The sequence below is a fragment of the Idiomarina sp. ST20R2A10 genome (assembly GCF_051842345.1).
Classification (GTDB): domain Bacteria; phylum Pseudomonadota; class Gammaproteobacteria; order Enterobacterales; family Alteromonadaceae; genus Idiomarina; species Idiomarina loihiensis.
In genome coordinates, this window is the sequence record NZ_JBNIEY010000007.1 from 30,982 (window position 1) to 56,545 (window position 25,564).

The following is a 25,564-nucleotide window of genomic DNA, read 5'->3' on the forward strand; positions in this document are numbered from 1 at the left end:
CCATAAAATCAGCAATGATCTACTGACAAATTCAGTTTTTTTATAACCTTTTGTTCCTCATTTTTCTTTACTTATAAAAAGCAAAGAAAACCCCTTTTCAATCAATCAACTAGGAGTTCGCATTTCAGCCATAACAAATGCGGTATCGGGGCGTTCATCTCCCATCCAAAGTTGGTAAGAGGACGCAGCCTGCTCAATCAACATGCCAAATCCATCGCTGACATTTTTGCAGCCAGCCTGCGTCAGTTGCTCCATAAATACCGTGGGTTGGTCGGCATACATTAAGTCATAGCCAGAAGCATTTTCGGACAGCAGCGGAGGGAGCGTTAAACGCTGTCCATTCAAACTGCTGCTGGTGGCGTTAATTAACAGATCTATGGGTTCGTCAATTGCAGACGCAGACGAACGTATCTGAATTCGGTTGGCTGCAACCAGTCCCAGTGTTTCTAGCTGAGATTTAAGCATTTCAGCTTTCTTTGCCGTTCGATTAATCAAATACAGACACCGCGGCTTTTGCTCCAGCAGAAGAGGTATTATCCCCCGCGCTGAACCTCCGGCACCAAAGACAACAAGTGAGCGCTTACTCACTTCGAGTCCTTTATTTCTAAGGTCGATAATTAAACCTTCGCCGTCAGTATTATCACCTAACAGCTGGCCATTGCCGTAAGGAATTAAGGTGTTCACCGCCCCCGCTAACCGCGCACGCTCGGACAGTTTAGTAACCAAGGATGCGGCCTGCTGTTTAAATGGCAAGGTGACATTGGCACCCTGCCCGCCATGGCGGAAAAATTCAGCAACCCGTCGGGAAAAATGCGCAGGCGTGGATAAATAGCGTTGATAGTTAATTGAGTCCTGCCGAGTCTGCGCAAACAACGCATGAATACGCGGAGACAGGCTATGCGCTATGGGATTCCCGAATACGCCCAGGCTGGTCACGGATTTCATACTGACAGCCAGTCTCTGGGTTTTAAATAATACTCGGTAAGCTGCTCTTCCGCAGAGCCCGGCTGAGCTTGCCAGTCGTATTCCCAACGCGCCAGCGGTGGCATCGACATTAGAATAGACTCGGTTCTGCCACCGGTTTGCAGACCAAACAAAGTTCCCCTATCCCAGACCAGATTAAACTCCACATAACGCCCGCGGCGATATAGCTGGAAGTCTCTTTGTTGCTGAGTATAAGCTAGGTTTTTGCGGCGTTCGACAATAGGCAGATAGGCTCGGGTGAAAGCATCACCCACCGCTTTTATAACCGAAAAGCACTCGTCAAATGAACGGTCGTTGAGGTCGTCAAAGAATATACCACCCACACCGCGCGCTTCGTCGCGATGCTTAAGGAAAAAGTAATCGTCACACCAGGCTTTATACTCCGGATAGAGCTTTTCATCGACGCTATCGAGCGCGTTTTTCGCCTGTTGATGCCATTCAATAATGTCTTCGTCAAAAGGATAAAACGGCGTTAAATCAAAGCCGCCGCCAAACCACCAGACAGGTTCTTCACCTTCTTTTTGCGCAATAAAAAAACGCACATTCATATGGACCGTCGGCACCATAGGGTTTTCCGGATGCATTACCAGAGAAACACCGCAGGCATTGAAGTCGCGACCTTCCAGCTCTGGTCGGTGTGCCGTTGCCGAGGCAGGCATCTTCTCGCCGTACACATGAGAAAAACCCACACCACCCTGTTCAAAAACCGCACCGTTTTTTATGATCCTCGAGCGACCACCGCCGCCTCCCGGCCGGTCCCAGCTGTCTTCCTGAAAGATCTGCTCACCGTCCGCCTGCGCCAGCTGCTGACAAATAGCATCCTGCAACGACATCAGGTAGCTTTTTACCTGCTTCAAGTAATCATTATGCATCGTCTCTGAGAACCTGATTATTTAATGGGTTTATGATTCGAGTCGGGTTCGCAGCTCCACCGGTGCTTTCATCCATTATCCAGTCCACACTGTCACCAAATTGCTGACGAACTTCTGCCGCAGTTCGGGCGGGTTCCTGCCCGGTTAAATTGGCGCTGGTAGAGACTAAAGCGTGGCCCAGTTCGCGGCACAACGCTCTGGCAGGTTCATGTGCAGTCACTCGCACAGCTATGGTATCGCGGCCGCCCGTCAATAAGGTTGATACGCCCTTTCTTACCGGCAGAATCAATGTAACGGGCCCCGGCCAATGTGACAAAACGCTGAATCGTTTGTCCTGCGCAATAGCGGAGTCTTCAACATAGGGAAGTAACTGACTGTAATCGGCGGCAATTAATATAAGACCTTTCTCGGCGGGTCGCTGTTTCAGGCTTAATAACTTCTGCACAGCCACTTCATTGCGGGGGTCGCATCCCAGTCCAAATACCGCCTCTGTCGGATAGGCAATAATGCCCGTTTTTATAGCGCTGTGCGCTGCTTCCCATGTATCTGCCATAATCACTCCTCAACTCAATGAGTCGGATTATAACGCGTCCGACTTATAGTCGCATTGCTTTTGCGGGCAGACTTTGCGAATTCCGGCGGCAGTTTTCTTTTTCACCAGCAGCGGGTACTGGCATTTGGGGCAGACTTCATCAACCGGAGGCTGATTCACGGTAAATTCACATTTCGGGTATTGGTCGCAAGCATAGAATACGGTACCGCGCCGCGATGTTTTTTGGTGTAACTGGCCTTTATCGCATTCAGGGCAGCGAATCGTCTCTTCTTCCTCAACGTTCGGTTCAGTAACGAACTCACATTCAGGAAAGCCGCTGCAGCCAACAAATAGGCCATAACGACCGCTCTTTAACTGCAATTCTTTACCACACTCAGGGCAAGGAACACCGAGATCTTCGGGCTCAATTTCAGATTGCTCCCGAAGGCCTCGCTTATAATCGCAGTCCGGGTAACCGGTACAGCCTAAAAAGCTGTTATGCCCAACATGTTTAATAACCAGTGGTCGCTCACAACGGGGGCAGCGCTCATCTGATGACATTAATGCAGGGGTCCTTCAGCTTCCTCAAACAGCAAACCTTCCATTTGGTCGTACGCAGCTTCCTGGCCGGGAACATTAAACAGCACCATAAGTACAACCCATTTCAGGTCATCCAGAGTAAAGTTCGGCGTTTCCAGTTCCATCACACGGTCAACAACCACTTCTCGTGTAGCAAAATCAAGTACACCCAGGTTTTCCAGGTACATCAGAAACCCCCGACACTGGCTGTCCAGACGAGTCATCTCTGCCGCGGTATAAATACGGGTAGACTGCTGCGGAGCAACATCCAGATAAGACTTGGTTTCCATTTGCTGCAAATCGGCCAGGCGTTCTAGCCACGCCAAAGCCTTCTGGATTTCCTGGTGACGGAAACCAGCCCGGGTAAGTTCATTGGTTAACTCATCGTGATCAACTACAACTTCCATTTCCGAATGAATGTAGTTTTCAAACAAGTACATGAGGATATCAAACATACTTTAGCGCCTCCCCACTTTGATATAACCGCCTGGTACGGCTGCTACTAGCCCTTCTAATTCGAGTAACACTACTTTCTCCATGACTTCAGCAACCTCGAGTCCGGACAATTGTACCATGTCATCAATTGTTCGTGGCTCTGAACTCAGACTAGCGAACAATCGATTGTTTGCCAAGCTTTCATCGCGACATTCTGTATCACCTTCTATGGCAACCTCAGTATCGTCAACCGAGAACCAGTCGAGAATGTCCTGCGGCGTATTAATTAGCTTCGCGCCCTGTTGGATTAACCAGTGGCAGCCCTGATGCTCCGGCAACAACACCGATCCCGGCACAGCTCCAACTTCACGTCCTTCGTTCAACGCGTGTATTGCCGTTGAAAGCGAACCGCTCTTGCGTGCTGCTTCAACCACTACCACGGCCTGACTGATACCACTAATAATACGGTTTCGGCGAGGAAAATGATCGACTCGTGCGGTTTGCCCCGGCGGAAATTCGGAAATCAGCAGCCCCTGATGCGCAATAAAATCCTGTAAGGCTTTGTTTCTTCTGGGGTAATACTGATCGATACCGGTACCTAAAACCGCTATGGTTTTTCCTTTATCGGCAGCGGTTTTATGTGCTTGAGCGTCAATGCCCATCGCCAGACCGCTAACCACCACAACACCCGCCGCGACTAAGCGCTCGCTAAACCAGTCAGCAATTTGTAAACCACTGTGAGTGGCTTTGCGGCTGCCAACAATAGCCACACTAACTCCTTGCAAAAGCTCTTTACGACCCCGGTAATAAAGTAACCAGGGCGGATTAGCTATGGCTTTTAACGCAGTTGGGTAATCTTCACTAAAGTAAGAAATAACGCCCTGATAGTCACTACGACACCAATTTTCAGCTGCATTTAACCAACGCGCCTCGACCGGTTTTAGCGATTGCCCCCATCGTTCAAAAATGGCCTCCCAGCCGGTACATTCCCGAGCAGCTTTCTGTACCTTGTTTGATGCGCGTGTCATCCCCATTAATACACATAGTTCCTGTGTGTTCACAGACTGTCCTTGACCTACCAATTTAAGGTAAACTAAGGGTAGATGAAGAATTGGAGGTTCTAATGGCAAAAATGACGGTTCTGCAATATCCGGACGAACGTTTGCGCAAAGTCGCACAGAAGATTGAAAAGGTAGATGACAATATCCGCTCGGTTATCGACGATATGTTCGAAACCATGTACGAAGAACAAGGTGTAGGCCTTGCGGCAACCCAGGTTGACGTGCACAGACGGCTGTTTGTTTCTGATTGCAGCGAAGATCAAAACGAACCGCTGGTGTTCATTAACCCGGAAATTACCGAAGCAGAAGGCCACTTTAAGAACGATGAAGGCTGTCTGTCATTTCCCGGCGTTTACGCCAAAGTTGAACGCGCCGAGAAAATTACCGTTACGGCACTGGATAAAAACGGCGAGCGTTTCAGCCGTTCCGCTGAAGGGCTACTGGCCATTTGTATTCAGCATGAAATAGACCACTTAGACGGTAAACTCTTTGTTGATTATTTATCGCCGCTGAAACGCGAACGCATTCGCAAAAAGCTTGAGAAAGAGCAACGTTTAGCCGAGAAGCAAGCGGCGGAAGCACAATAATGCGAATAGTCTTTGCCGGTACTCCGGACTTTGCAGCACAACACTTACAACAACTGCTTGATGGATCTCATCAGGTAGTGGGTGTCTATACCCAGCCCGACAGGCCTGCAGGACGAGGCAAAAAGCCACAACCCAGTGCAGTTAAGAAGCTTGCGCTCGAACACCAGCTTCCTGTTTGTCAGCCAGAGTCTTTAAAGTCGGATGAGGATCAGGCTGCACTAACCGAGCTAAAACCTGACGTCATGGTAGTGGTGGCTTATGGCTTACTGCTTCCGCAGGCAGTATTAGATATTCCTACGAAAGGCTGCCTGAACGTGCACGGTTCTTTATTACCCCGCTGGCGAGGTGCCGCTCCAATTCAACGCGCGATATGGGCTGGCGACTTAGAATCCGGTGTCTGCATTATGCAAATGGAAGCCGGCCTGGATACCGGCCCAGTGCTGCACGAAGAGCGCTGCGCCATCAGTCCGGACGAAACCTCGGCTTCGCTTTATCACAAGCTTGAAAGCCTGGGGCCTGAGGCGTTAACTAAAGTATTGAAAGATCTCGACGGCTATCAGAGCCAGGCTAAACCGCAAAGTGACGCCAATGCCACTTATGCGAAAAAGCTGACCAAGCAGGAAGGTAAAATAGACTGGACACAACCGGCGGCCTTTATCGAACGCTGCGTACGAGCGTTTAACCCCTGGCCAATGAGCTGGTGCCAGTCAGAAAATTTAAAAGCCGGACAGAACACACTCAAAATTCACGCGGCCGAACTTATTCAGGGCGCAAGTAATAAAGGTCCGGGAACTATTATGAATAGCACGCACGAAGGCATCGACGTGGTAACCGGGGACGGTATTTTACGTATAACTCAAGCGCAGATGCCGGGCAAAAAGGCTCAGCCAGCCAGTACCTTAGTAAACGGCTACAGTAATGTCTTTAGCCCGGGACTGGAATTACAATGAGCCGGCAGAAAAATTTAGAAAACGGTGGCCAGGGAGCAACTAGCCGGGCCGCCGCTGCAACCGCCCTCTTTCATGTGCTAGAAAAAGGCGAGTCGCTTTCCGCGGCCTTACCCCACGCCACCGGTAAACTCTCTGACGCAGATAAACGTCTTGCTAGTGCAATTAGCTATGGTGTTTTAAGGGTTCTGCCCAGCCTTAACAAAATGGTTGGGGCTAAACTGGATAAGCCACTTAAAGGTAAGCTTAAAGTATTGCACTACTTACTACTGGTAGGTGCCTATCAGCTTTATTGTCTTCGTATTAAAGACCACGCTGCCGTTAGCGCCACAGTAGAAGCCGCGCGTATTCTGGGCAAACGTAATCATAAAGGTCTGGTAAACGGTATACTGCGTCAATTACTGCGCGAAGCGCCTGCGGCAGATGAGTCACAGCAGCGCGAGCTACCTGTTGACGCGATGCAAAATCATCCGCGCTGGTTGTTTGAAGCAATTCAGGCAGACCACCCACAACAAGCCAGCGACATTCTCATTGAGAACAACGCACACCCACCCATGTGGTTACGCGTGAACCGTCGTTTTTTCAATCGCGATGACTATTTAAGACAACTGGAAGACAGTGGTATTGCTGCCGAAGGCGACACTCTGGCTGACGATGCTATTCGGCTGCATTCACCTGTTCCGGTTGAAAGGCTTCCGGGGTTTGACCGGGGACACGCATCGGTACAGGACCGCTCGGCGCAGCTGGCTGCGGATTACCTGAACGTAAAAGCTTCCCACCGCGTACTCGATTGTTGCGCCGCTCCGGGAGGCAAACTGCTACATTTGCTAGAGCGAAACGACTTTGAGCAACCGGTTCAGGCTATTGATATCGATGCTAAACGTCTTGAGCGAGTGGACGAAAACCTGGATCGCGCCGGTTTAAGTGCCGTAGTTCATTGCGCCGATGTTGCTTCAACTGCTGACTGGTGGGACGGCGAGCAGTTTGACCGCATACTTTTGGATGCCCCATGTTCTGCAACAGGCGTAATACGCCGCCACCCTGATATTAAATGGCTGCGGCGCGCTGAGGACATTAATGAGCTCGCACAATTGCAAAACCAGATACTAAATTCGCTTTGGCCTTTACTTAAAAACGGCGGAGAACTGCTTTACGCAACCTGCTCTATTCTAAGCCAGGAAAACCAAACTCAAATTGAGTCTTTTCTAAAACAGCAATCGAGTGCTAGTCTGATACCTATTAATGAAAAGCAGAAAACTCTGCAACTGCTCCCGGGTGAACATAACGGGGATGGTTTCTTTTACGCGAGATTGAAAAAAGTCGAATGAAAATTATCATACTCGGTGTTGGCCAGGTCGGCGGCACATTAGCGGAAAACCTGGTTGGCGAACGCAACGATATCACCATAGTTGATACCAATAACGATTTACTGGACGATTTGCAGGATAAGTATGACCTGCGGGTCGTCGTTGGTAACGGAGCCCATCCTGATGTTTTACGTCGCGCGGGTGCCGACGATGCCGATTTGCTCATTGCAGTAACCAGCAGCGACGAAACCAATATGATTGCTTGCCAGGTTGCTTACTCCATCTTTAATACGCCAAAGAAAATAGCCAGAATTCGCTCTGAAGAATACATCCGCTATAAAGATCAGCTTTTTCATAATCAGGATGCGCCAGTTGACCACATTATTTCACCGGAACAACTGGTAACCAGCTATATTCGCCGGCTTATTGACTACCCAGGCGCTCTGCAAGTTATGGAGTTTGCCAACGGACGAGCCAGCCTGGTGGCGGTAAAAGCCTACTACGGCGGAAAGCTGGTTGGTCATGCTATCTCAACACTGCGGGAGCATATTCCCAATATCGACACCCGGGTTGCGGCTATTTATCGTCAGGGTAAGCCTATACGCCCGACCGGAACCACAATCATCGAAGCCGATGATGAAGTCTTCTTCATTGCAGATACTCGCCACATCAGCACCGTAATGCAGGAACTACAAAAGCTGGAAGACAAGTACCGCAGAATAATGATTGTCGGTGGCGGGAACATTGGTGCCGGTCTGGCCAAACAACTGGAAGTTGATCACCGGGTTAAGCTAATAGAGCGCTCAGAAACTCGCGCGGAAGAACTTTCGCAAAGCCTTGAGCATACCTTAATTTTCCGCGGTGACGCGTCCGACCAAAAATTGCTGGAAGAAGAGCACGTTGAAGACATCGACGTATTTATCGCGGTTACCAACGACGACGAAGCGAACATTATGTCAGCCATGCTGGCTAAACGTATGGGCGCCCGTAAAACCATGGTGCTCATTCAGCGTAGCGCCTACGTTGACTTGGTGCAGGGAGGCGAAATTGATATTGCCATTTCACCGCAACGCGCCACAGTTTCAGCTCTACTAACTCACGTACGCCGTGGCGATATTGTTAACGTTTACTCACTGCGAAAAGGTGCCGCCGAAGCTATTGAGGCAATTGCACATGGTGATGAAGACACGTCCCGAGTGGTGGGTAAAGCCATTAAAGATATCAAGCTTCCGCCAGGAACAACCATTGGTGCGGTTGTTCGCGGACAAGAAGTGCTTATGGCGCACAGTGAAACCATTATTCACTCCGACGACCACGTTATTCTTTTCTTGCTGGATAAAAAGTACATTGATCAGGTTGAAAAAGTCTTCCAGCCAAGTGCGATGTTCTTTTAGTCCAGTTCTTTCAATTGCACCCGGCCACGGGTGGCAGCCTGTAGCTTCTTCTGCAACGCCCCAACATTCACGGGGCGTAGCAATACCTTAAGTCGCACACTCTCTTCATACTCCGAAGATTCCATTTCAGCATTAGCCTCAAGCAAAAGCGGTTCAACATCGCCCTGGTCAGTATAAGCAAAATTTAACTGAAAGCGTTGTTTAAAAACCCTTTGCTCTTTTTCAAGTTCAGCTAATGCGGCGACTGTCGCGTCAGTATAGGCTCGCTGAAGTCCGCCCGTTCCCAACTTCACCCCACCAAAATATCGCACGACTATAGCGGTAACCTCGCCTACGCCGCTATTTTGTAGTGCCATAAGCATAGGTCGCCCCGCCGTTCCAGAGGGTTCACCGTCGTCGCTGTAAGCCATACTCTGGCTGTTATTAGGTGCGGAAAAAAGCGATGCAGAGCAATAGTGAGACGCCTTGGGCCAGCGTTTTTTTACAACAGTCAGAAACTCAGCGGCGCTGTCGGCGTTTGGCGTATGTGCCAGGCACGCAATAAAGCGGCTGCCTTTAACTTCTATTTCGACTTCCGTTTCCGAAGCCGGAATGTCGTAATCCTGATCATGCAAGACGGGTAACCTTTTTCACGTAAGCATCTAATGCGGTTTGGCGTGTAAGGTTATCATTTCGCTCCCGGTAAACCACAATGTTATCCTCAACTCGCACGCCACCAAAGGGTTTAAACTCATCCACCCGGCGCCAGTTAATCAAATGCTTATTGCGCGAATTCGCCAGCTTCTGCAGCAAAGGCTCAATAAAGTAGATTCCGGGCTCAATGGTATAAACCTGTCGGGGCTCTACGGTACGAGTGGTTTTTAACGTAAGATGACCACTGGGTGGCGCTATTGGCGTACCCCTTTCATCAGCCTGCGCAGCACCAACGTCGTGTACCTGCAAGCCCAGAGGATGACCTAAACCATGCGGAAGGAATACCGTAGTTATGCCGTCTTCAATCATTTGTTCAGGACTGCAACTGACAAAACCAAAAGCAAAAAGCACATTAGCAATTTGTTCATGAGCCAACTGGTGCAGCGCCGGGAATTCGACGCCCGGCTTCATTTTATCAATTAACGCCAATGTAATTTGGTCAAGTGCAGCTATCAACTCTTCGTATTCATTGTGTTGTTTAGACCAGGTACGGCTAATATCTGCGGCATAACCGTAAACCTCAGCGCCAGCGTCAACCAGCATCGACTTGAGTGAACTAGGAGCTGTCTTATCGGGCATCCAGTGATGCAAAACACTGGCATTTTCATTTTGCCCAATAATATGGTTGTAAGGCACTTCATTCTGCCCTTGCCGAGTAGCTGCCATATATTTCAGCAGACAATCAAACTCCGACTCACCGTTAAAAAAGGCGTCAGCGGCCGCAACATGGCCTTCAGCCGCAATATGATTAGCCTGGGTCAAACAGGCAATTTCGTAATCGGTTTTAAACAAGCGATGATAATGAAAGAAATGAAGCACGGGGTCTGGGTTTATATTCTCAAAGCCCAAAGCCTTGGCAACCTCAATATGTTCACCAAGGTAAGCCGCATTTTTCTTATCGTAAGGAAGTAGTTTTTCAATGGCCTCTGGCGAACTGATGTGTTCCACGTGGAACTCTTCTAACCAGAGAGCTCCCTCTAGGCTTGTAGTCGTATGCCAAAAGTCCGGAGAACTTAATAAAACTAATGTCGGCCGCGTGTTGGGCCTTAAAATAACCCAGGCATTAGGCAACTGAGTTTCCGGGCACCAGGCTTTAAAATGAGGATTTGCACGGAAAGGATAATTCATATCATCCAAAAACCAGCGCTTTTGCTGGCCTGAATGAATAGCAACTAAATCTAAATTTTCTCGTTTAAAAAGTCGTTCAGCACGAGTCTGAAGCTGCTTTATATGGTCAGGAAACAACGGCCACAAATCTGCTATCGCAGTCATATTGGATCGCCTTATTCAGTATCAACAATTGTCATATCAACAACTTGCTCAAACAAATTATCCTCGTTACCACCCAACATCCTATAAATTTGCTGATAACTCAATACCGCTTTTACATAATCTCTGGTTTCATGGTACGGAATGGTTTCGACCCACTCATCGGCAGCAACAGACTCGTCGGGTAACCAGTCTTTGACTCTATAATAGCCTGCATTATAGCTTGCCGTAGCTAATAACCAATTATTCTCAAAGCGGTGTTTCAGTCGACTTAAATAGTCAGTGCCCAGACGCACATTAACAGCGGGGTCGTTCAACCGCCGCCAGCTATTATTCTTAGTATCCAGTTGCTTTGCAGTACCAGGCAGAATCTGCATTAGTCCCCTTGCACCAGCACTTGAATACGCATCGTGCCGAAAGTTACTTTCCCGGCGCGTAATAGCTAAAGCCCAGTTTTCATCGATTCCGGCGGCCTGTGACGCCCGCCCTAATATATCTTTATAGGCTAAAGGGAAACGAATGCCCACAGCGTCAAAATGCCCTATTTGCGCTAATGTCCATATTGCCTGATCGTGCCATCCCCACTCGCTGGCGAGATATGCCGCAACCTTTTGCTCCTCGCCATCAAGCTGCGTCAATAAATGGTTCCATTCGCGCCGGGCGTCGACCCAACGCTCCAGTTGAATCAGTTCATACGCACGTTGCACGCTAGGATGATTACGAATTTGTTCAAGCTGAACAACACTGACTTCAAGTTTCTCTTGTTCAAGGCTCACCGGCTTCTGCAACCGCGCTGCCGCCAGAAAACCGTAGTAATGCCGTTCGTCGGCTAAATCTTCGTACAGTTCCTGTGCGGCCAAAGCGTTACCGGTTATCTCCTGTGAGCGAGCCAGCCAGTAACGCCATTGATTACCCTGCCGGATGGCAACCGGCAAACTTTGAATCGCGTCTCTCAGGCCTTCGTAATCTTTGTCCTTAAGATAAATAGCCAAACGCCACTGTAAAACTCGTTCATTTAGCGCGTTTACCGGAACGCGATCATGCCAGACACGAGCTTCGGGATGAGAGTTTAAGCTTAACGCAACAGCAAATTCTTCGGCGATGCGGCCCTCTTGCTGTTCGGTAAAGGGCAGTTGTGAACTCAGCTTTTTATAGCTTCGCAGAGCAATGTTTTCATCACGCCAAACCAGCTTGGTTAAAGCATAGGTGACTATTTGTGCCTCTTTTCCAGGATAGCGCCCCTTGTACCAGGAGTCGTCCTCTATAGCGGCGGGTGAATACCTCACCTTGTGATAAAACTCACCCAGATACTGCTGTAACTCAGGCAATAAACCAGTTAAATACGGGAGCAGAGTCGGATTACCATGCTCAGCTGCCAACTCCAGTCTTTCCCAAACTTTGTCTTCGGTACGCCCACCCAATTCTTGCCATTCGTCCAAAATTGGATCGCAAGCCGAAGGAAGCGAGAACCCATGCTTCCAGATAGCATCAACCTGACGCCGGAAAGGCCCGTCGTCCAGACCCTTTTCACGCTGCGACTCAATAAATTGACAACGGTGAGTTAAGGTTCCCGGATGCCGGAAGTCCCGAATAAAACGAGAATACTCCTCCTGCCCTGCCAAATAAGTAAGCCAGGGCTGTCTTAGTTGCCAGTCGAGGGGCGTCTTTTCATATTTATCGAGAAAAGCCAGAACGCGGTCTTCATTGGCCAGGTATCCAATTTGCTCAAGTCGAGCCAATTCCAAGTACGGTAGCAACGGGTAATCTTTCAGCTTTTTAAGTAATAACCGGTACTCACCCAGACGACCACGCTTAGCCGCGTACTCTGCTTTTTTGAATAGCTCACGCTGCTGCTCCCGTTGCTTTGTATCAACAGGTTCAGACTGAACCGCACCAATGCTTAACAGGGACAACACGAAAAACAATGGCGCACTGTAACGTATGATAAACGACTGCTTTTTCATTAATTCAAACGCATGTTTAAATAACCGTTGAAAAATTGGCGTATTCGCGCCAAACTCTGTCTACCTTAACCCAAAGCTATAGCAGAATCAGTTTCTTTATAGCAACAAATTAATGGAAGTCGTGGGAGACCCAAGATGATCTATCAAGGTGAAAGCATTCGGGTCGATTTTATCGAACCAGGTTTCGCAGAATTACAATTTGATGCGAAAGGCTCGGTTAATAAATTCGACCAGGCGACATTAGAAGAATTCAGTGAAGCACTGACAAAATTACAAAACACTAACGACCTGCGCGGCGTCATTGTTACCAGCAGCAAGTCGACCTTTATTGTCGGCGCTGATATTACCGAGTTCCTGACACTGTTCTCTGATCAGGAGAAAACCCGCAGCTGGGTGGCAAAAGCCTCGCGCGTATTTGACCAATTGGAAGACCTGCCTGTACCAACGGTTGGTGCGGTAAAAGGTTTCGCATTAGGCGGCGGTTGTGAAGCATTGTTAGCCTGTGACTACCGTGTAGCGGACACCACAGCAACTATCGGCCTACCAGAAGTTAAACTGGGCCTTATTCCTGGCTTTGGCGGCACTATGCGTTTACCTCGCTTGATTGGTCCGGACAACGCGCTTGAATGGATAACCACAGGTAAAAATAACAAAGCCCTTGATGCATTGAAAGTCGGCGCAGTTGATGCCGTTGTTGAACCGGAAAACCTGACCAAAGCCGCTCTTAACTTGGCGAAAGATGCAGCCGCTGGTCAACAGGACTGGAAAGCGAAGCGTCAGCCAAAACTTGAGCCGTTAAAAGCTAACGACACTGAGTTGATGATGACTCTGGTGACCGCTAAAGGCTTAATTGCAGCGAAAGCAGGCAAACACTACCCGGCACCGCATAAAGCGTTAGAAGCAATTGAGAACGGTGCCCGCGAGCATCGTGAAGGCGCACTAACAGCTGAAAACAACGCATTTTTCGACCTCACCCAAACCGAGGCATGCCAGGCACAGGTTGGTATCTTCCTGGCGGATCAGGCAGTTAAAAGTAAGTCGAAAAAGTACGCTAAGGCAGCAACCAAAGAAATTAAGACAGCAGGTGTTTTAGGTGCAGGCATTATGGGCGGCGGTATCGCCTACCAGTCAGCGCTTAAAGGCGTACCGGCGGTTATGAAAGACATTAAGCAAGACGCTTTAGACTTAGGCATGAAAGAAGCCGGCAAGATACTGAAAAAAGGTGTTGAGCGCGGTAAGGTAAACAACGAGAAGATGATTAAAATCTTGTCTTCTATTACACCTACGCTGTTGAACGATGCAGTTAAAGACGTCGATATTGTCGTAGAAGCCGTTGTTGAGAACCCGAAAGTTAAAGGGTCGGTGCTGGCTGAAATTGAAGGGGTAATTGGCGATGACGCCATTTTGACTTCAAATACCTCGACTATTTCTATTACCGAACTGGCTAAGAACCTTAAGCGCCCTGAGAAATTCTGTGGTATGCACTTTTTCAACCCGGTCCACAAAATGCCGCTGGTTGAAATTATCCGTGGTGAGAAAACTTCAGATGACACCGTTAATGCGGTAGTCGCCTATGCGCTTAAACTTGGCAAAACCCCTATCGTTGTTAACGACTGCCCTGGCTTCTTAGTTAACCGCGTATTGTTCCCTTACCTGGCAGGCTTTGCCGGCATGGTTGATGAAGGCGTTGATTTCGTCGGCATCGACAAGGTTATGGAGAAGCAGTTCGGTTGGCCAATGGGTCCTGCGTACTTAAGCGATGTTGTTGGTATAGACACAGCTGATCATTGTACCGTTGTTATGGAAGCAGGCTTCCCGACCCGCATGAAACGCGACGAGTCCAGCGCCATTGCTAAACTGGCAGCTGCTGAGCGTTACGGTCAGAAAAACGGCAAAGGCTTCTACGTATACGGTACGGACAAAAAAGGTAAGCCAACCAAAGAAGCCGATCCGGCGACTTATGAGTTACTAGGCTGTGAACAAGGCAAAAAGCTGGACGCAGACGAAGTCATTGCTCGCTGCATGATCCCTATGGTGAACGAAGTGGTTCGCTGTCTGGAAGAAGACATTGTTGGTTCTGCTGCAGAAGCCGACATGGCGCTGCTTTATGGCTTAGGCTTCCCTCCATTCCGCGGCGGTCCTTTCCGTTACCTGGAAACGCTTGGCATGGACAACTTTATTCAACTGGCAGACAAGTACGCGCACCTGGGTGAAATTTATCAGGTTACCGACGGCATGCGCAAAATGGCTAAAGCCGGTAAATCTTACTTTGACACAACCAGCGCGAAGTAAGGCTTGAGGAGGTTATTAAAATGAAAGACATCGTCATAGTAGATTGTATTCGTACGCCAATGGGGCGTTCAAAAAATGGTGTTTTCCGCCATACTCGTGCCGAAGACCTCTCAGCTGCGCTGATGAAGGGCTTACTTGAGCGTAACCCGGAAGTTGACCCGGAAGAACTGGAAGACATTTACTGGGGTTGCGTACAGCAAACCCTGGAGCAAGGCTTTAACATTGCGCGTAACTCGGCGCTTATTGCTGGTATTCCGCATAAAGTGGCTGGTGTAACGGTTAACCGTTTGTGTGGCTCTTCAATGCAGGCTCTGCACGACGCAGCCCGCGCTATTATGAACGGCGACGGCGACATCTTTATGGCCGGTGGTGTTGAGCACATGGGTCACGTACCCATGACCCACGGAATCGACTTTCACCCGGGCATGAACAAGTCTGTTGCAAAAGCTTCGGGCAGCATGGGTATGACCGCTGAACTGTTATCTCGTAAGTTCGGTATTACCCGCGAACAACAAGACGAATTTGGTGCACGCTCTCACAGAAAAGCGCACGAGGCGACGGTTGAAGGCCGCTTTGCTAAAGAGATTTACGCAATGAATGGCCACAACGCCGACGGCGAGCTGGTGCGTGTTACTGAAGACGAAGTGATTCGTCCAGAAACCACTGCTGAAGGCTTGTCACAGCTTCGCCCAGTGTTTGACCCGGCCAACGGTACGGTAACCGCAGGTACCTCCTCAGCCTTGTCTGACGGCGCAGCAGCCATGTTGGTTATGTCTGCTGACAAAGCCAAAGAACTGGGTCTGACGCCACGCGTTAAAATCCGTTCAATGGCCGTTGCAGGCTGCGATCCATCCATTATGGGTTACGGACCGGTTCCGGCAACAGAAAAAGCGCTGAAGCGTGCTGGTGTGTCTATTGATGACATCGACGTTGTTGAACTGAACGAAGCCTTTGCCGCACAGTCACTGCCTGTACTTAAAGGTTTAAAACTGTTCGACAAGATGGAAGAAAAAGTGAACCTGAACGGCGGTGCTATCGCTCTAGGTCACCCATTAGGCTGCTCTGGCGCACGTATCTCAACGACGCTAATCAACTTAATGGAAGAGAAAGACGCGAAGCTTGGCTTAGCAACCATGTGTATTGGCCTTGGCCAGGGTATTGCTACTGTCTTCGAACGCATTTAAAAGAAACAGCAAAACTAGAGCGGTTTAACACTTTAACTGCTCTGAGGAAGGGGGGAGCGAAGGCTCGCCCCTTTTTATTGTCAGGAAATACTCAGAAACACGCCGTGAACCCATCCCTGGGGGCTTGACTGCAGCAATCCATGGCTGCAGACAGTTTCTAAGTATTTCCCGCCAACAAACAGCGGTGCAATCCATCACTCCCCCCTCACCTCTTAGTCGCGAAAGTGTTAAACTACTCGGTAATTTCGCTTAACATCTTTTAAAGAAGTCATGACCCAGATTAACTGCGACAAAGAACTCGATACCTTAGGCCTTAAATGCCCGGAGCCCGTTATGCTGGTGCGTGCGACTATTCGTAAAATGGATGTTGGTCAGGTTTTACTGATTATTGCGGATGATCCCGCAACAACCCGGGATATTCCGGGCTTTTGCGAGTTTATGGAGCATGAGTTGGTGGAGTCTGAGACCGAAGAAATGCCCTACCGCTACTGGGTTAGGAAATCTCATTAATAGCCTGACTTTTAGATGTCAGGCTTTGTCTTTATTTAAGTACATTTCCCAAAACTCGGCCTGACCTACGTCACCTAATTCATAAGGTGCGAAGCCGAAGTTCTCATAGGCTTTTTTCGCCCGGTCGTTGTTCTCAAGCACTTCCAGTGTCAGCTTCACGCAACCGCGAAATTCCGCCAGCGTTTTCACTTCTTCTAAAAGCTTTTTAGCAACGCCCTGCCCCCGATATTCGGGAATAACGGCTATGTCATGAATATTCATTAGTGGTTTAGCAGCGAAGGTTGAGAAGCCTTCTACACAGTTTGCAACGCCAACCGGAGTGTCACCATCGTAGGCCAGCAAAGAAAACACATGGTCTCGCTTTGCCATTTCATCTATCAGGCTTTCTTTAACTTCATCTGATATGCCTTCACCGCCACCCATTGGGTCTTTGGCATAAGCATCTAACATAGCAATAACGGCATTGCGGTGTTTGGGGTTGCTGTAATCCGCAAGAGTAATTTCTATCATTCTTCCTTCGCTCATTTTACAACGTAAACTGTTTCATTTGGTCAGCAACAGGCTGATAACAATGACAGCTAGTAACATGGTCGTTCACCATACCAACTGCTTGCATAAAAGCATAGCAAATGGTCGGTCCGACAAACTTAAAGCCTTCCTTTTTTAACGCTTTTGCCATGCTTTGGGAAGCTTCTGTTTCTGTTGGAATCTCACTTTGCGTCGAGTACGCATTAATAATCGGTGAGCCACCTACAAACTCCCACAGCCACCGCTCAAACTTAACGCCCTTTTCTTCTAACCTTATATACGCTTCAGCGTTAGTAAAAATGGCATCAATTTTGGCCTTGCTGCGGATAATATCACGGTTGCTGTACAACAATTCACGATCAGCGTCACTCATTGCCACAATAGCTTGTGGGTCAAAGCCTAAAAAGGCTTTCTCGTAACCACTCTGTTTGCGCAGAATAGTTAACCAACTGAGTCCCGCCTGCTGCCCGTCCAGACACAATTTAGCAAAAAGTTCTATCGGGTCGCTTACCGGACGCCCCCACACATTGTCATGATAAGCGCGGTAGTCGTCAGCAGATTCACACCAGGAACACCGTTCTGGCTGATTATTTGTCATGCCTTCCCCTATAACCAAGGCGATTCAGAGGGTATAATCTACGCATATTTTTCGACCTTCGGTCAACCACAAATAACAAAGCAGAGAATGCGTATGTCGACGTACGATGTGAAAACCTTTCAGGGGCTTATTCTTGCTCTTCAGGATTACTGGGCTCAGCAAGGCTGTGCCGTGGTTCAACCACTGGATATGGAGGTTGGTGCGGGTACCTTTCATCCAATGACCTTTCTGCGCTCATTAGGTCCGGAGCCAGCCAGTTTTGCCTATGTGCAACCCTGCCGCCGCCCGACCGATGGCCGGTATGGTGAGAACCCGAACCGCCTGCAGCACTATTATCAGTTTCAGGTCATTATGAAACCATCGCCTAAAGACATTCAGGAGCTTTATCTGGGTTCTTTAGAAATGCTGGGCTTTGACACACTAACTCACGACATACGCTTTGTAGAAGACAACTGGGAATCGCCTACTCTGGGCGCCTGGGGTCTGGGCTGGGAAGTCTGGCTTAACGGTATGGAAGTTACTCAGTTTACCTACTTTCAACAAGTCGGTGGTTTAGAGTGTCGCCCAGTGGCCGGAGAAATTACCTACGGCCTTGAACGTTTAGCTATGTACATTCAGGGCGTGGACAGCATTTATGACCTGGTCTGGACAGACGGCCCGCGCGGTAAAATCCTGTATCGCGATGTTTTCCATCAGAACGAAGTTGAGCAGTCGACTTACAACTTTGAATACGCTGACGTTGATGTGCTGTTCCGCCGCTTCGACGACTGCGAAAAAGAATGTGAACTGCTAATTGAAAAATCTCTGGCTTTACCCGCGTACGAGCAGGTTATGCGCGCATCTCACGCCTTTAACTTACTGGATGCCCGACACGCTATCTCTGTAACCGAAAGACAGCGCTACATACTTCGTGTCAGAACCATGGCGAAAGCCGTTGCCGAAGTCTATTACCAGGCGCGCGAAGCTCTTGGCTTCCCTTTAGCCGACAATAAAAACAAACCAGCAGCGAACTAAGGAGAGCGAGCCGTGCAAAAAGAAAACTTATTAATTGAGTTAGGTACTGAAGAGCTTCCTCCAAAAGCCTTAAAGTCGCTGCGTGACAGCTTAAAGTCGGGTATTGAGTCAGGCTTAAAAAGCGCCGAACTGAATTTTGATAATATTGAGGCTTATGCAACCCCTCGCCGACTGGCCGTTCTGGTAAAACAAGTTGAAACCGAACAGCAGGACAAAGAGGCGGAGAAGCGCGGGCCAGCAGTGAATGTGGCTTTTGACGACTCTGGTAAACCGACTAAGGCAGCTGAAGGCTGGGCACGTTCAAACGGCATTACGGTAGAACAGGCTGACCGCCTTAAAACCGAAAAAGGCGAATGGCTACTGCATAAAGCGACAGTAAAGGGTCAGGCGCTGGCTGACTTAGTTCAGGGTATTTTGGAGGCAGCAATTAAAGCCCTTCCTATTCCGAAGCCGATGCGTTGGGGCGACAGCACCGCGCAATTTATTCGTCCGGTGCACACACTAACAGTCATGCTGGGCAGCGAACTTATTGAAGCCGAAATTCTGGAAACGAAGAGTGCTCGTTTTATCCAGGGCCACCGCTTTCATTCGCCCCAAGGTTTTGAGCTCGATCATGTCGACAATTACTTATCTAAGCTGCTTCAAGCGAAAGTGATCGCTAACTTCGAAGAGCGTATTGAAACCATTCAGTCGGAAGTATCACGTCTTGCCTCAGAACTCGGCGGCCAGGTTATTCAGGATGACGAGTTAGTTGAGGAAGTTGCAGCCCTTGTGGAATGGCCCGTTGCTTTAACGGCAAGTTTCGATCAAGGTTTCCTCGCGGTACCAAAAGAACCGCTTATCGTTACCATGAAAGATGACCAACGTTACTTTCCGGTGGAAGATGGCAAAGGTAACTTACTGCCACAGTTTATTTTCATTACCAATATTGAAAGCCGTGACCCTCAGCAGATTATTAAGGGTAACGAGAAAGTCGTTCGCCCTCGCCTGGCGGATGCACAGTTTTTCTTTGAGTCTGATAAGAAAACGGCTTTAGAATCGCGAGTTGCTGCACTGGATTCGGTTCTATTCCAAAAACAACTGGGCAGTATTGGTGACAAAGCGCGCCGCATATCGGTGTTAGCCGGAAAAATTGCAAACCAGTTAACTGCCGACGTAAAAGCCTCAGAACGAGCCGGGCTGCTGTGTAAGGCTGACCTGGTTTCCGATATGGTTTCTGAGTTCCCTGAAACCCAGGGCGTTATGGGTAAACACTATGCGTTGAACGACGGTGAGAGCCCAGTAGTCGCCGAAGCAATAGAACAGCACTACTGGCCTCGTTTTTCGGGCGACGAGCTGCCTTTGACACGAGAGGCTTGTGCCGTCGCTTTAGCAGACAAACTGGATACGCTGGTTGGGATATTCGGTATTGGTCAGGTACCTAAAGGTGACCGTGACCCATTCGCTCTGCGCCGTGCCGCTCTTGGTTTGTTGCGTACTCTGGTAGAACGTAAGCTTTCATTAGACTTACATGAACTGTTAGCGGCATCCGTCGAAGGCTTTGGTGACAAGCTATCGAATAACACTGTCGCTACTGATGTTTTCGATTTTCTACTCGGTCGTTTTCGTCCCTGGTATCAGGATCAAGGCATTACCGTCGATGTTATTCAGTCGGTACTTGCCCGTTCCCCTTCTAAGCCAACGGACTTCGACCAAAGAGTAAAGGCGGTTCAGTCATTTAAGTCTATGGATTCTGCTGCCAGCCTTGCCGCAGCCAATAAACGGGTAGGTAACATCCTGGCAAAATCAGACGAAGAGATATCCGGTAACGTGGATGAAACTCTTCTACAGGAAGATTCTGAAACAACACTTTATCGTTTGGTTAAACAGACAGAAGACGCTGTTAAGCCACTTATTGCTGATGGTAAGTACAGTGACGCCCTCACGCATTTATCTGAGCTTAAAGAGCCTGTGGATGCGTTTTTTGAACATGTCATGGTCAATGCCGATGACGATAAAGTCCGTATTAACCGCCTGAACTTGTTGTTTCGCTTGCGTCAGCTGTTCTTGGAAATAGCGGATATTTCTTTGCTTCAGTAACTAACGCTTTGATTTTTAATAAAAAAGCCGGCTTCATTTTCATGAGCCGGCTTTTTTGTTGCCTGTTGCTTGCTAATGTCGCTGTTAAGCCTAGACGTCCAAGTTAGCAACCTTAAGAGCGTTTGATTCAATAAAGGCTCTACGTGGTTCAACTTCGTCACCCATTAACGTGGTGAACAGCTGGTCAGCGCCAATAGCGTCCTCAATAGTTACCTGAAGCATACGGCGAGTATCAGGGTCCATCGTAGTTTCCCACAGCTGGTCAGGGTTCATTTCGCCCAGACCTTTATAACGCTGAACGTATAAACCTCGCTTGGATTCACCAATAAGCCATTCCACAGCTTCAACAAAGTGTGTAACTGGCTGCTTCTTCTCACCGCGAAGCACATAGCCACCCGGCTCAACCAAAGAGTCGATCTCTTCGCCAAGCGTCACTATTTGTTCGTAGTCTTTAGACATTAAGAATTCATAGTTCAGCGGGTAATCTGTGTCGACACCGTGTTGACGAATCGTCGTCGAAGGTAACCACATCTTGCGTTCAGTATCTTCATGCAAAGAAACGGTATAAGTTGCCGAATTAATTTCACGGGCAGTTAGGTCATCGTTTAATGTTTTAACCCACTTCTCCATGTAATCTTTATCTTTCAAACGATCATCCGTTAAACGAGGCGCATAGAACAGACGCTGTAAGAAACGCTCAGGCATACGACGACTTAAACGCTTAATATTTTCCTGCGCCATCTGATAGCCGTTAACCAAAGTTTCGAGCTTTTCACCAGAAATACCTGGTGCGGTTTCGTTAACATGTAAAGATGCATTATCCAGAGCTAAACTGGTTAAGTAGCGAATCAACGCAGGGTCATCTTTAATATAAACTTCCTGCTTGCCCTTCTTCACTTTGTACAGCGGGGGCTGAGCAATATAGATATATCCGCGCTCGATAATTTCAGGCATTTGACGATAGAAGAACGTCAATAACAAAGTACGAATGTGTGATCCGTCAACGTCGGCATCCGTCATAATAATAATACGGTGATAACGTGTTTTATCCGGGTTGTACTCATCACGGCCAATACCACAGCCCATAGCAGTAATTAATGTACCAACCTCGACAGAAGACAGCATTTTGTCAAAACGCGCTTTTTCTACGTTAAGAATTTTACCTTTAAGTGGCAAAATCGCCTGGTTTTTACGGTTACGACCCTGCTTAGCGGAACCGCCTGCAGAGTCACCCTCCACAATATAAAGTTCAGACAGTGCCGGGTCTTTTTCCTGACAATCGGCCAACTTACCAGGTAAGCCCGCAATATCCAGAGCACCTTTACGGCGTGTCATTTCACGTGCTTTACGAGCGGCTTCACGAGCTCTTGCTGCATCAATAATTTTATTGATAATAAGTTTTGCTTCGCCCGGGTTTTCTAGTAAATAGTCCGCTAACTGCTCGTTCATTGTCTGCTCAACAGCCGACTTCACTTCTGAAGAAACCAGCTTGTCTTTTGTTTGAGACGAAAACTTAGGATCAGGAACTTTAACAGAAATAATGGCGGTCAGACCTTCACGCGCATCGTCACCCGTTGCAGAGGTTTTTGATTTTTTATTATAACCCTCTTTCTCCATGTAGGTGTTCAGTGTGCGCGTCAGAGCGGCACGGAAGCCGGCTAAGTGTGTACCACCATCACGCTGCGGAATGTTGTTGGTAAAACAATAGATGTTTTCCTGGAATGAGTCATTCCACTGCATACTGACTTCAACACCAATACCGTCTTCTCTTTGTATTGTGAAATAGAAAGCTTTTTGGTGAATTGGCGTTTTGTTCTTATTCAAATAATTAACAAAGGCAGCAATACCGCCTTCGTATTTAAATAAATCTTCGCGGTCGTCACGCTCATCGCGCAACCGTATACCAACACCTGAATTCAGGAACGAGAGTTCGCGCAGGCGCTTAGCCAGAATATCGTAGTGGAATTCAGTATTGGTAAAAGTTTCGTGGCTTGGCCAAAAACGCAGTTCTGTACCTGTTGTTTCGGTATCGCCAACAGGTTTTACATCGCTGTCAGGCTCACCCATATGATAAGTCTGCTCGTAAACCTGGCCTTGTCGACGAATGGTCAACTGCAGCTTTTCAGATAGCGCGTTTACAACAGAGATACCAACCCCGTGCAAACCACCAGACACTTTATAAGAGTTGTCGTCGAATTTACCGCCAGCGTGCAGTACGGTCATAATAACCTGAGCAGCTGAAACACCTTCTTCTTCATGTATATCAACTGGAATTCCACGACCATCATCTTTCACACTAACAGAACCGTCAGAGTGAATGATAACCATAATTTCTGAACAGTGACCCGCTAAGGCCTCGTCAATAGAGTTATCGACAACTTCAAAAACCATGTGGTGCAGACCAGTTCCATCATCCGTGTCACCAATGTACATGCCTGGGCGTTTACGAACCGCATCCAACCCTTTCAGAACCTTGATACTCGATGAACCGTAATTATTTTCTTCCATAGTATTATCTCGATATCATTCGTTTATTACCCCATGTTCCACGTGGAACATTCGGGGTGATTTTTGAAATTTATCCGACAACTGCTTTCCAGTAATTGCGGTGATAAACACTTGTGCGTCTAGATTTTCTAACTCACGACAGAGTAACGCTTGGTTTCTTGAATCAAGCTCTGACGTTAAATCATCGACTAAATAAATGCAGGGTTGCCTTTTTATTTTTTGGTAATGCTTCCCTTGCGCTAACTTTAAAGCGGTTATCGCGGTCTTTAATTGTCCGCGAGACAGGCGATGTTTTACTTCCACCCCGTCCGCTATCACTTTTATATCTGCCTTATGTGCCCCAACTGAGGTAAAGCCGTATTTCTTATCTTTCTCTGTATGGCTTTCTAAGGCGTCAAATAAGCTTTGGCTAGTATCCCAGCCCGATTTTAATCGAACCTCCATTGTAACATCGGAGAGAAAAGATTTCGCTAGTTCTTGTATATAATCATTCAGTTCTTCTAGGTATTTTTCGCGACTTTTACTAATGCGCTCGCCATAATAGGCTAACTGCTCTTTCCAATATCGATCTTCTCTTACAGGAAGCGAGCGCTGCTTGAGTAAACTGTTTCTTTGTTTTAGGAGCTGAGTGTACGCAACCCAGTCAGAATAAAAGGAGTGTTCCACGTGGAACACTCCCCAATCTATAAACTGTCTTCTCTGTCCTGGACCTTCCAACAATATATCGACGGATTCAGGTGTTAATAGTTGTACCGGCACCAAACGAGCAACATCAGACATGCGCTGAACGTTCGCGCCATTCAACCTAAGCGACTGTTCACCATCGGTACTGCGTTTTACACCTATAGCGTAATCTTGGGAACGGCAAAATACAGTAAAGCCCGGTTTCCCTTCTTTAATCAACTGACGAAAACCACCCGGCCGAAAAGAACGACCAAAACCGAGTAAATAGATAGCTTCAAGCAAACTGGTTTTTCCGGAACCATTATCGCCGGTTATGATATTAATTTTGGGGCTGGGAGATAGAGCCACTTCCGAGAAATTTCGGAAGTGGCTTAAATTCAACGTCTCAATGAACATTTACGAGGCAGGGTTACAAACGCATCGGCATAATAACGTAACAGCAAGACTCGTCATGCTGAGGTTCAATTAATGCACTACTATTTGAGTCAGACAGAGTAAAAGAAACTTGTTCGTCATCAATGTTATTTAAGACATCTAGCAAATAGCTAACGTTGAAGCCAATTTCCAGATCATCGCCTTGATAATCCACTTCTATCACTTCTTCCGCTTGTTCTTGCTCGGGGTTCGTTGCCGTAATGCAAAGTTCACCACTACTCAAATTCAAACGCACACCGCGAAACTTTTCATTAGAGAGAATAGATGCTCGCCCAAAGGACTGCCGCAACGCATCGCGATGGGCAACAATAACTTTGTCTCCACCGCTAGGTAAAACGCGACGGTAATCAGGAAAACGACCATCTACCAGCTTACTTGTAAAAACAAGCTCTGGTGTTTCCACGCGAATATGGTTGTTTCCTATCGACACTGACACTTCCTGGTCGTCGTCACCTAACAACCGAAGTAACTCGACCACGCCTTTGCGCGGAACAATAACTTGGCGTTGGGCCAAACCTGGCTGATCAATAGCACAAGTGCTCATGGCTAAACGGTGGCCGTCGGTCGCTACGGAACGCAACATGCCGTTATCAGTTTCGAACAACATGCCGTTTAAATAATAACGCACGTCCTGATTCGCCATGGAGAAATGCGTTTTCAACATTAAATCTTTTAATACCGCCTGCTCAGTTACCAGGTGGATATCGCTTTTCCAGTCGTCGATATTTGGAAAGTCATCTGAAGATAAGGTACTCAATTTAAATTTACTGCGACCAGATTTGACTGTGGCACTGTCTTCCTGCGAGGTAAACTCGATGGTCGAGCCTTCAGGCAGACTGCGCACAATATCCAGCAACTTTTTCGCTGGCACTGTAACAGCCGCATCCATATCCGCCGACTCGAGCGGTACAGCCGAAACCAGTTCAACCTCAAGATCTGTTCCGGTTAGTTTAAGCTGACCATTATCGACCTGAAGCAACAAATTCGACAAAATTGGTAAGGTATGCCGCCGTTCAACAGCGCCACTTACAACCTGCAGCGGCTTTAAAAAAGCATCGCGGTTAATTGAAAATTTCATGACTGAGTCCCCTGTTTATAACGACATACT

23 protein-coding genes are annotated in these 25,564 nt (G+C 48.0%); 9 read left to right on the top strand and 14 right to left on the bottom strand.

The window, feature by feature from the left end:
* Positions 1 to 105: 105 nt before the first annotated feature.
* Genes aroE through dprA form a run of 6 tightly spaced genes read right to left on the bottom strand, consistent with a single transcriptional unit; the run spans position 106 to position 4,463 of the window.
* Positions 106 to 945, bottom strand: a complete 840-nt coding sequence (gene aroE, locus ACP7H9_RS10550; protein WP_439222749.1) for a shikimate dehydrogenase — start codon at positions 943 to 945, stop codon at positions 106 to 108.
* On the bottom strand, positions 942 to 1,856 hold the full coding sequence (hemF, locus tag ACP7H9_RS10555; RefSeq protein ID WP_439222750.1) for an oxygen-dependent coproporphyrinogen oxidase: 915 nt from the start codon (positions 1,854 to 1,856) through the stop codon (positions 942 to 944). The genes aroE and hemF overlap by 4 nt, the downstream gene beginning before the upstream one ends.
* Positions 1,849 to 2,409, bottom strand: coding sequence for an L-threonylcarbamoyladenylate synthase (locus tag ACP7H9_RS10560; protein WP_439222751.1), 561 nt, complete (start codon positions 2,407 to 2,409; stop codon positions 1,849 to 1,851). Before ACP7H9_RS10560 ends, hemF begins: the two co-directional genes overlap by 8 nt.
* 27 nt (positions 2,410 to 2,436) lie before the next feature.
* Positions 2,437 to 2,949 (bottom strand): DNA topoisomerase family protein, encoded by a 513-nt coding sequence (locus ACP7H9_RS10565; protein WP_034819369.1) that lies wholly within the window; start codon positions 2,947 to 2,949, stop codon positions 2,437 to 2,439.
* Positions 2,949 to 3,422, bottom strand: a complete 474-nt coding sequence (locus tag ACP7H9_RS10570) for a DUF494 family protein (protein ID WP_439222752.1) — start codon at positions 3,420 to 3,422, stop codon at positions 2,949 to 2,951. Before ACP7H9_RS10570 ends, ACP7H9_RS10565 begins: the two co-directional genes overlap by 1 nt.
* 3 nt (positions 3,423 to 3,425) lie before the next feature.
* Positions 3,426 to 4,463 carry a DNA-processing protein DprA gene (gene dprA, locus ACP7H9_RS10575; RefSeq protein WP_439222753.1) on the bottom strand — a complete coding sequence of 346 codons (1,038 nt, stop codon included), beginning with the start codon at positions 4,461 to 4,463 and terminating at the stop codon, positions 3,426 to 3,428.
* 62 nt (positions 4,464 to 4,525) lie between these two features.
* On the opposite strand from dprA, the gene def reads away from it, so the two are divergent.
* From def to trkA, 4 genes are read left to right on the top strand one after another with little or no spacing between them, the layout of a single operon-like run.
* Positions 4,526 to 5,050 (top strand): peptide deformylase, encoded by a 525-nt coding sequence (gene def, locus ACP7H9_RS10580; RefSeq protein ID WP_153849346.1) that lies wholly within the window; start codon positions 4,526 to 4,528, stop codon positions 5,048 to 5,050.
* Entirely contained in the window at positions 5,050 to 6,000 is a 951-nt protein-coding gene (gene fmt, locus ACP7H9_RS10585) for a methionyl-tRNA formyltransferase (protein ID WP_439222754.1), read from the top strand. Before def ends, fmt begins: the two co-directional genes overlap by 1 nt.
* On the top strand, positions 5,997 to 7,325 hold the full coding sequence (rsmB, locus tag ACP7H9_RS10590; protein WP_439222755.1) for a 16S rRNA (cytosine(967)-C(5))-methyltransferase RsmB: 1,329 nt from the start codon (positions 5,997 to 5,999) through the stop codon (positions 7,323 to 7,325). Before fmt ends, rsmB begins: the two co-directional genes overlap by 4 nt.
* Complete coding sequence (trkA, locus tag ACP7H9_RS10595) at positions 7,322 to 8,698, top strand: Trk system potassium transporter TrkA (RefSeq protein ID WP_011233279.1); 1,377 nt, start codon at positions 7,322 to 7,324, stop codon at positions 8,696 to 8,698. The genes rsmB and trkA overlap by 4 nt, the downstream gene beginning before the upstream one ends.
* Here the strand turns inward: trkA and ACP7H9_RS10600 are convergent.
* The 3 genes from ACP7H9_RS10600 to ACP7H9_RS10610 are packed head-to-tail and all read right to left on the bottom strand — an operon-like array spanning position 8,695 to position 12,624.
* Positions 8,695 to 9,312 (bottom strand): YigZ family protein, encoded by a 618-nt coding sequence (locus ACP7H9_RS10600; RefSeq protein ID WP_417438761.1) that lies wholly within the window; start codon positions 9,310 to 9,312, stop codon positions 8,695 to 8,697. The genes trkA and ACP7H9_RS10600 overlap by 4 nt on opposite strands.
* Positions 9,305 to 10,663, bottom strand: a complete 1,359-nt coding sequence (gene pepQ, locus ACP7H9_RS10605) for a Xaa-Pro dipeptidase (RefSeq protein ID WP_439222756.1) — start codon at positions 10,661 to 10,663, stop codon at positions 9,305 to 9,307. The genes ACP7H9_RS10600 and pepQ overlap by 8 nt, the downstream gene beginning before the upstream one ends.
* Positions 10,664 to 10,674: 11 nt before the next feature.
* The gene (locus ACP7H9_RS10610) at positions 10,675 to 12,624 is read right to left on the bottom strand and encodes a transglycosylase SLT domain-containing protein (protein ID WP_439222757.1); all 1,950 of its coding nucleotides are present in this window, start codon (positions 12,622 to 12,624) and stop codon (positions 10,675 to 10,677) included.
* 135 nt (positions 12,625 to 12,759) lie between these two features.
* On the opposite strand from ACP7H9_RS10610, the gene fadB reads away from it, so the two are divergent.
* From fadB to tusA, 3 genes are all read left to right on the top strand, one after another.
* Positions 12,760 to 14,916 (top strand): fatty acid oxidation complex subunit alpha FadB, encoded by a 2,157-nt coding sequence (gene fadB / locus ACP7H9_RS10615; RefSeq protein ID WP_439222758.1) that lies wholly within the window; start codon positions 12,760 to 12,762, stop codon positions 14,914 to 14,916.
* 20 nt (positions 14,917 to 14,936) lie between these two features.
* Complete coding sequence (fadA, locus tag ACP7H9_RS10620; RefSeq protein WP_439222759.1) at positions 14,937 to 16,100, top strand: acetyl-CoA C-acyltransferase FadA; 1,164 nt, start codon at positions 14,937 to 14,939, stop codon at positions 16,098 to 16,100.
* Between the two features lie 270 nt (positions 16,101 to 16,370).
* A complete protein-coding gene (tusA, locus tag ACP7H9_RS10625; RefSeq protein WP_414019036.1) occupies positions 16,371 to 16,610 on the top strand; it encodes a sulfurtransferase TusA in 240 nt (79 codons plus the stop codon).
* An 18-nt stretch (positions 16,611 to 16,628) separates the two neighbouring features.
* Here the strand turns inward: tusA and ACP7H9_RS10630 are convergent, their stop codons facing one another.
* Complete coding sequence (locus ACP7H9_RS10630) at positions 16,629 to 17,120, bottom strand: GNAT family N-acetyltransferase (RefSeq protein ID WP_034819400.1); 492 nt, start codon at positions 17,118 to 17,120, stop codon at positions 16,629 to 16,631.
* Positions 17,121 to 17,136: 16 nt separating this feature from the next.
* Positions 17,137 to 17,736 carry a DNA-3-methyladenine glycosylase I gene (locus ACP7H9_RS10635; RefSeq protein ID WP_439222760.1) on the bottom strand — a complete coding sequence of 200 codons (600 nt, stop codon included), beginning with the start codon at positions 17,734 to 17,736 and terminating at the stop codon, positions 17,137 to 17,139.
* A 93-nt stretch (positions 17,737 to 17,829) separates the two neighbouring features.
* Here ACP7H9_RS10635 and glyQ point away from each other — a divergent pair, with 93 nt between their 5' ends.
* The gene (gene glyQ / locus ACP7H9_RS10640; RefSeq protein WP_317498365.1) at positions 17,830 to 18,750 is read left to right on the top strand and encodes a glycine--tRNA ligase subunit alpha; all 921 of its coding nucleotides are present in this window, start codon (positions 17,830 to 17,832) and stop codon (positions 18,748 to 18,750) included.
* 12 nt (positions 18,751 to 18,762) lie between these two features.
* Complete coding sequence (gene glyS / locus ACP7H9_RS10645; protein ID WP_286823836.1) at positions 18,763 to 20,829, top strand: glycine--tRNA ligase subunit beta; 2,067 nt, start codon at positions 18,763 to 18,765, stop codon at positions 20,827 to 20,829.
* 90 nt (positions 20,830 to 20,919) lie between these two features.
* Here the strand turns inward: glyS and gyrB are convergent, their stop codons facing one another.
* The 3 genes from gyrB to dnaN are packed head-to-tail and all read right to left on the bottom strand — an operon-like array spanning position 20,920 to position 25,534.
* Positions 20,920 to 23,337 (bottom strand): DNA topoisomerase (ATP-hydrolyzing) subunit B, encoded by a 2,418-nt coding sequence (gene gyrB, locus ACP7H9_RS10650; RefSeq protein WP_110012847.1) that lies wholly within the window; start codon positions 23,335 to 23,337, stop codon positions 20,920 to 20,922.
* 15 nt (positions 23,338 to 23,352) lie between these two features.
* The gene (gene recF, locus ACP7H9_RS10655; RefSeq protein WP_286823835.1) at positions 23,353 to 24,417 is read right to left on the bottom strand and encodes a DNA replication/repair protein RecF; all 1,065 of its coding nucleotides are present in this window, start codon (positions 24,415 to 24,417) and stop codon (positions 23,353 to 23,355) included.
* A 13-nt stretch (positions 24,418 to 24,430) separates the two neighbouring features.
* The gene (gene dnaN, locus ACP7H9_RS10660; protein ID WP_011233266.1) at positions 24,431 to 25,534 is read right to left on the bottom strand and encodes a DNA polymerase III subunit beta; all 1,104 of its coding nucleotides are present in this window, start codon (positions 25,532 to 25,534) and stop codon (positions 24,431 to 24,433) included.
* Positions 25,535 to 25,564 lie beyond the last annotated feature (30 nt).

What these genes read in the sequence shown, in the direction of transcription:
- tusA (WP_414019036.1), top strand. Translation starts at nt 16,371, where the DNA reads ATGACCCAGATTAACTGCGACAAAGAACTCGATACCTTAGGCCTTAAA.
- fmt (WP_439222754.1), top strand. Translation starts at nt 5,050, where the DNA reads ATGCGAATAGTCTTTGCCGGTACTCCGGACTTTGCAGCACAACACTTA.
- recF (WP_286823835.1), bottom strand. Translation starts at nt 24,417, where the DNA reads ATGTTCATTGAGACGTTGAATTTAAGCCACTTCCGAAATTTCTCGGAA.
- ACP7H9_RS10560 (WP_439222751.1), bottom strand. Translation starts at nt 2,409, where the DNA reads ATGGCAGATACATGGGAAGCAGCGCACAGCGCTATAAAAACGGGCATT.
- fadA (WP_439222759.1), top strand. Translation starts at nt 14,937, where the DNA reads ATGAAAGACATCGTCATAGTAGATTGTATTCGTACGCCAATGGGGCGT.
- glyQ (WP_317498365.1), top strand. Translation starts at nt 17,830, where the DNA reads ATGTCGACGTACGATGTGAAAACCTTTCAGGGGCTTATTCTTGCTCTT.
- aroE (WP_439222749.1), bottom strand. Translation starts at nt 945, where the DNA reads ATGAAATCCGTGACCAGCCTGGGCGTATTCGGGAATCCCATAGCGCAT.
- gyrB (WP_110012847.1), bottom strand. Translation starts at nt 23,337, where the DNA reads ATGGAAGAAAATAATTACGGTTCATCGAGTATCAAGGTTCTGAAAGGG.
- fadB (WP_439222758.1), top strand. Translation starts at nt 12,760, where the DNA reads ATGATCTATCAAGGTGAAAGCATTCGGGTCGATTTTATCGAACCAGGT.
- ACP7H9_RS10630 (WP_034819400.1), bottom strand. Translation starts at nt 17,120, where the DNA reads ATGATAGAAATTACTCTTGCGGATTACAGCAACCCCAAACACCGCAAT.
- dnaN (WP_011233266.1), bottom strand. Translation starts at nt 25,534, where the DNA reads ATGAAATTTTCAATTAACCGCGATGCTTTTTTAAAGCCGCTGCAGGTT.
- pepQ (WP_439222756.1), bottom strand. Translation starts at nt 10,663, where the DNA reads ATGACTGCGATAGCAGATTTGTGGCCGTTGTTTCCTGACCATATAAAG.
- ACP7H9_RS10635 (WP_439222760.1), bottom strand. Translation starts at nt 17,736, where the DNA reads ATGACAAATAATCAGCCAGAACGGTGTTCCTGGTGTGAATCTGCTGAC.
- hemF (WP_439222750.1), bottom strand. Translation starts at nt 1,856, where the DNA reads ATGCATAATGATTACTTGAAGCAGGTAAAAAGCTACCTGATGTCGTTG.
- def (WP_153849346.1), top strand. Translation starts at nt 4,526, where the DNA reads ATGGCAAAAATGACGGTTCTGCAATATCCGGACGAACGTTTGCGCAAA.
- ACP7H9_RS10565 (WP_034819369.1), bottom strand. Translation starts at nt 2,949, where the DNA reads ATGTCATCAGATGAGCGCTGCCCCCGTTGTGAGCGACCACTGGTTATT.
- trkA (WP_011233279.1), top strand. Translation starts at nt 7,322, where the DNA reads ATGAAAATTATCATACTCGGTGTTGGCCAGGTCGGCGGCACATTAGCG.
- ACP7H9_RS10570 (WP_439222752.1), bottom strand. Translation starts at nt 3,422, where the DNA reads ATGTTTGATATCCTCATGTACTTGTTTGAAAACTACATTCATTCGGAA.
- rsmB (WP_439222755.1), top strand. Translation starts at nt 5,997, where the DNA reads ATGAGCCGGCAGAAAAATTTAGAAAACGGTGGCCAGGGAGCAACTAGC.
- ACP7H9_RS10610 (WP_439222757.1), bottom strand. Translation starts at nt 12,624, where the DNA reads ATGAAAAAGCAGTCGTTTATCATACGTTACAGTGCGCCATTGTTTTTC.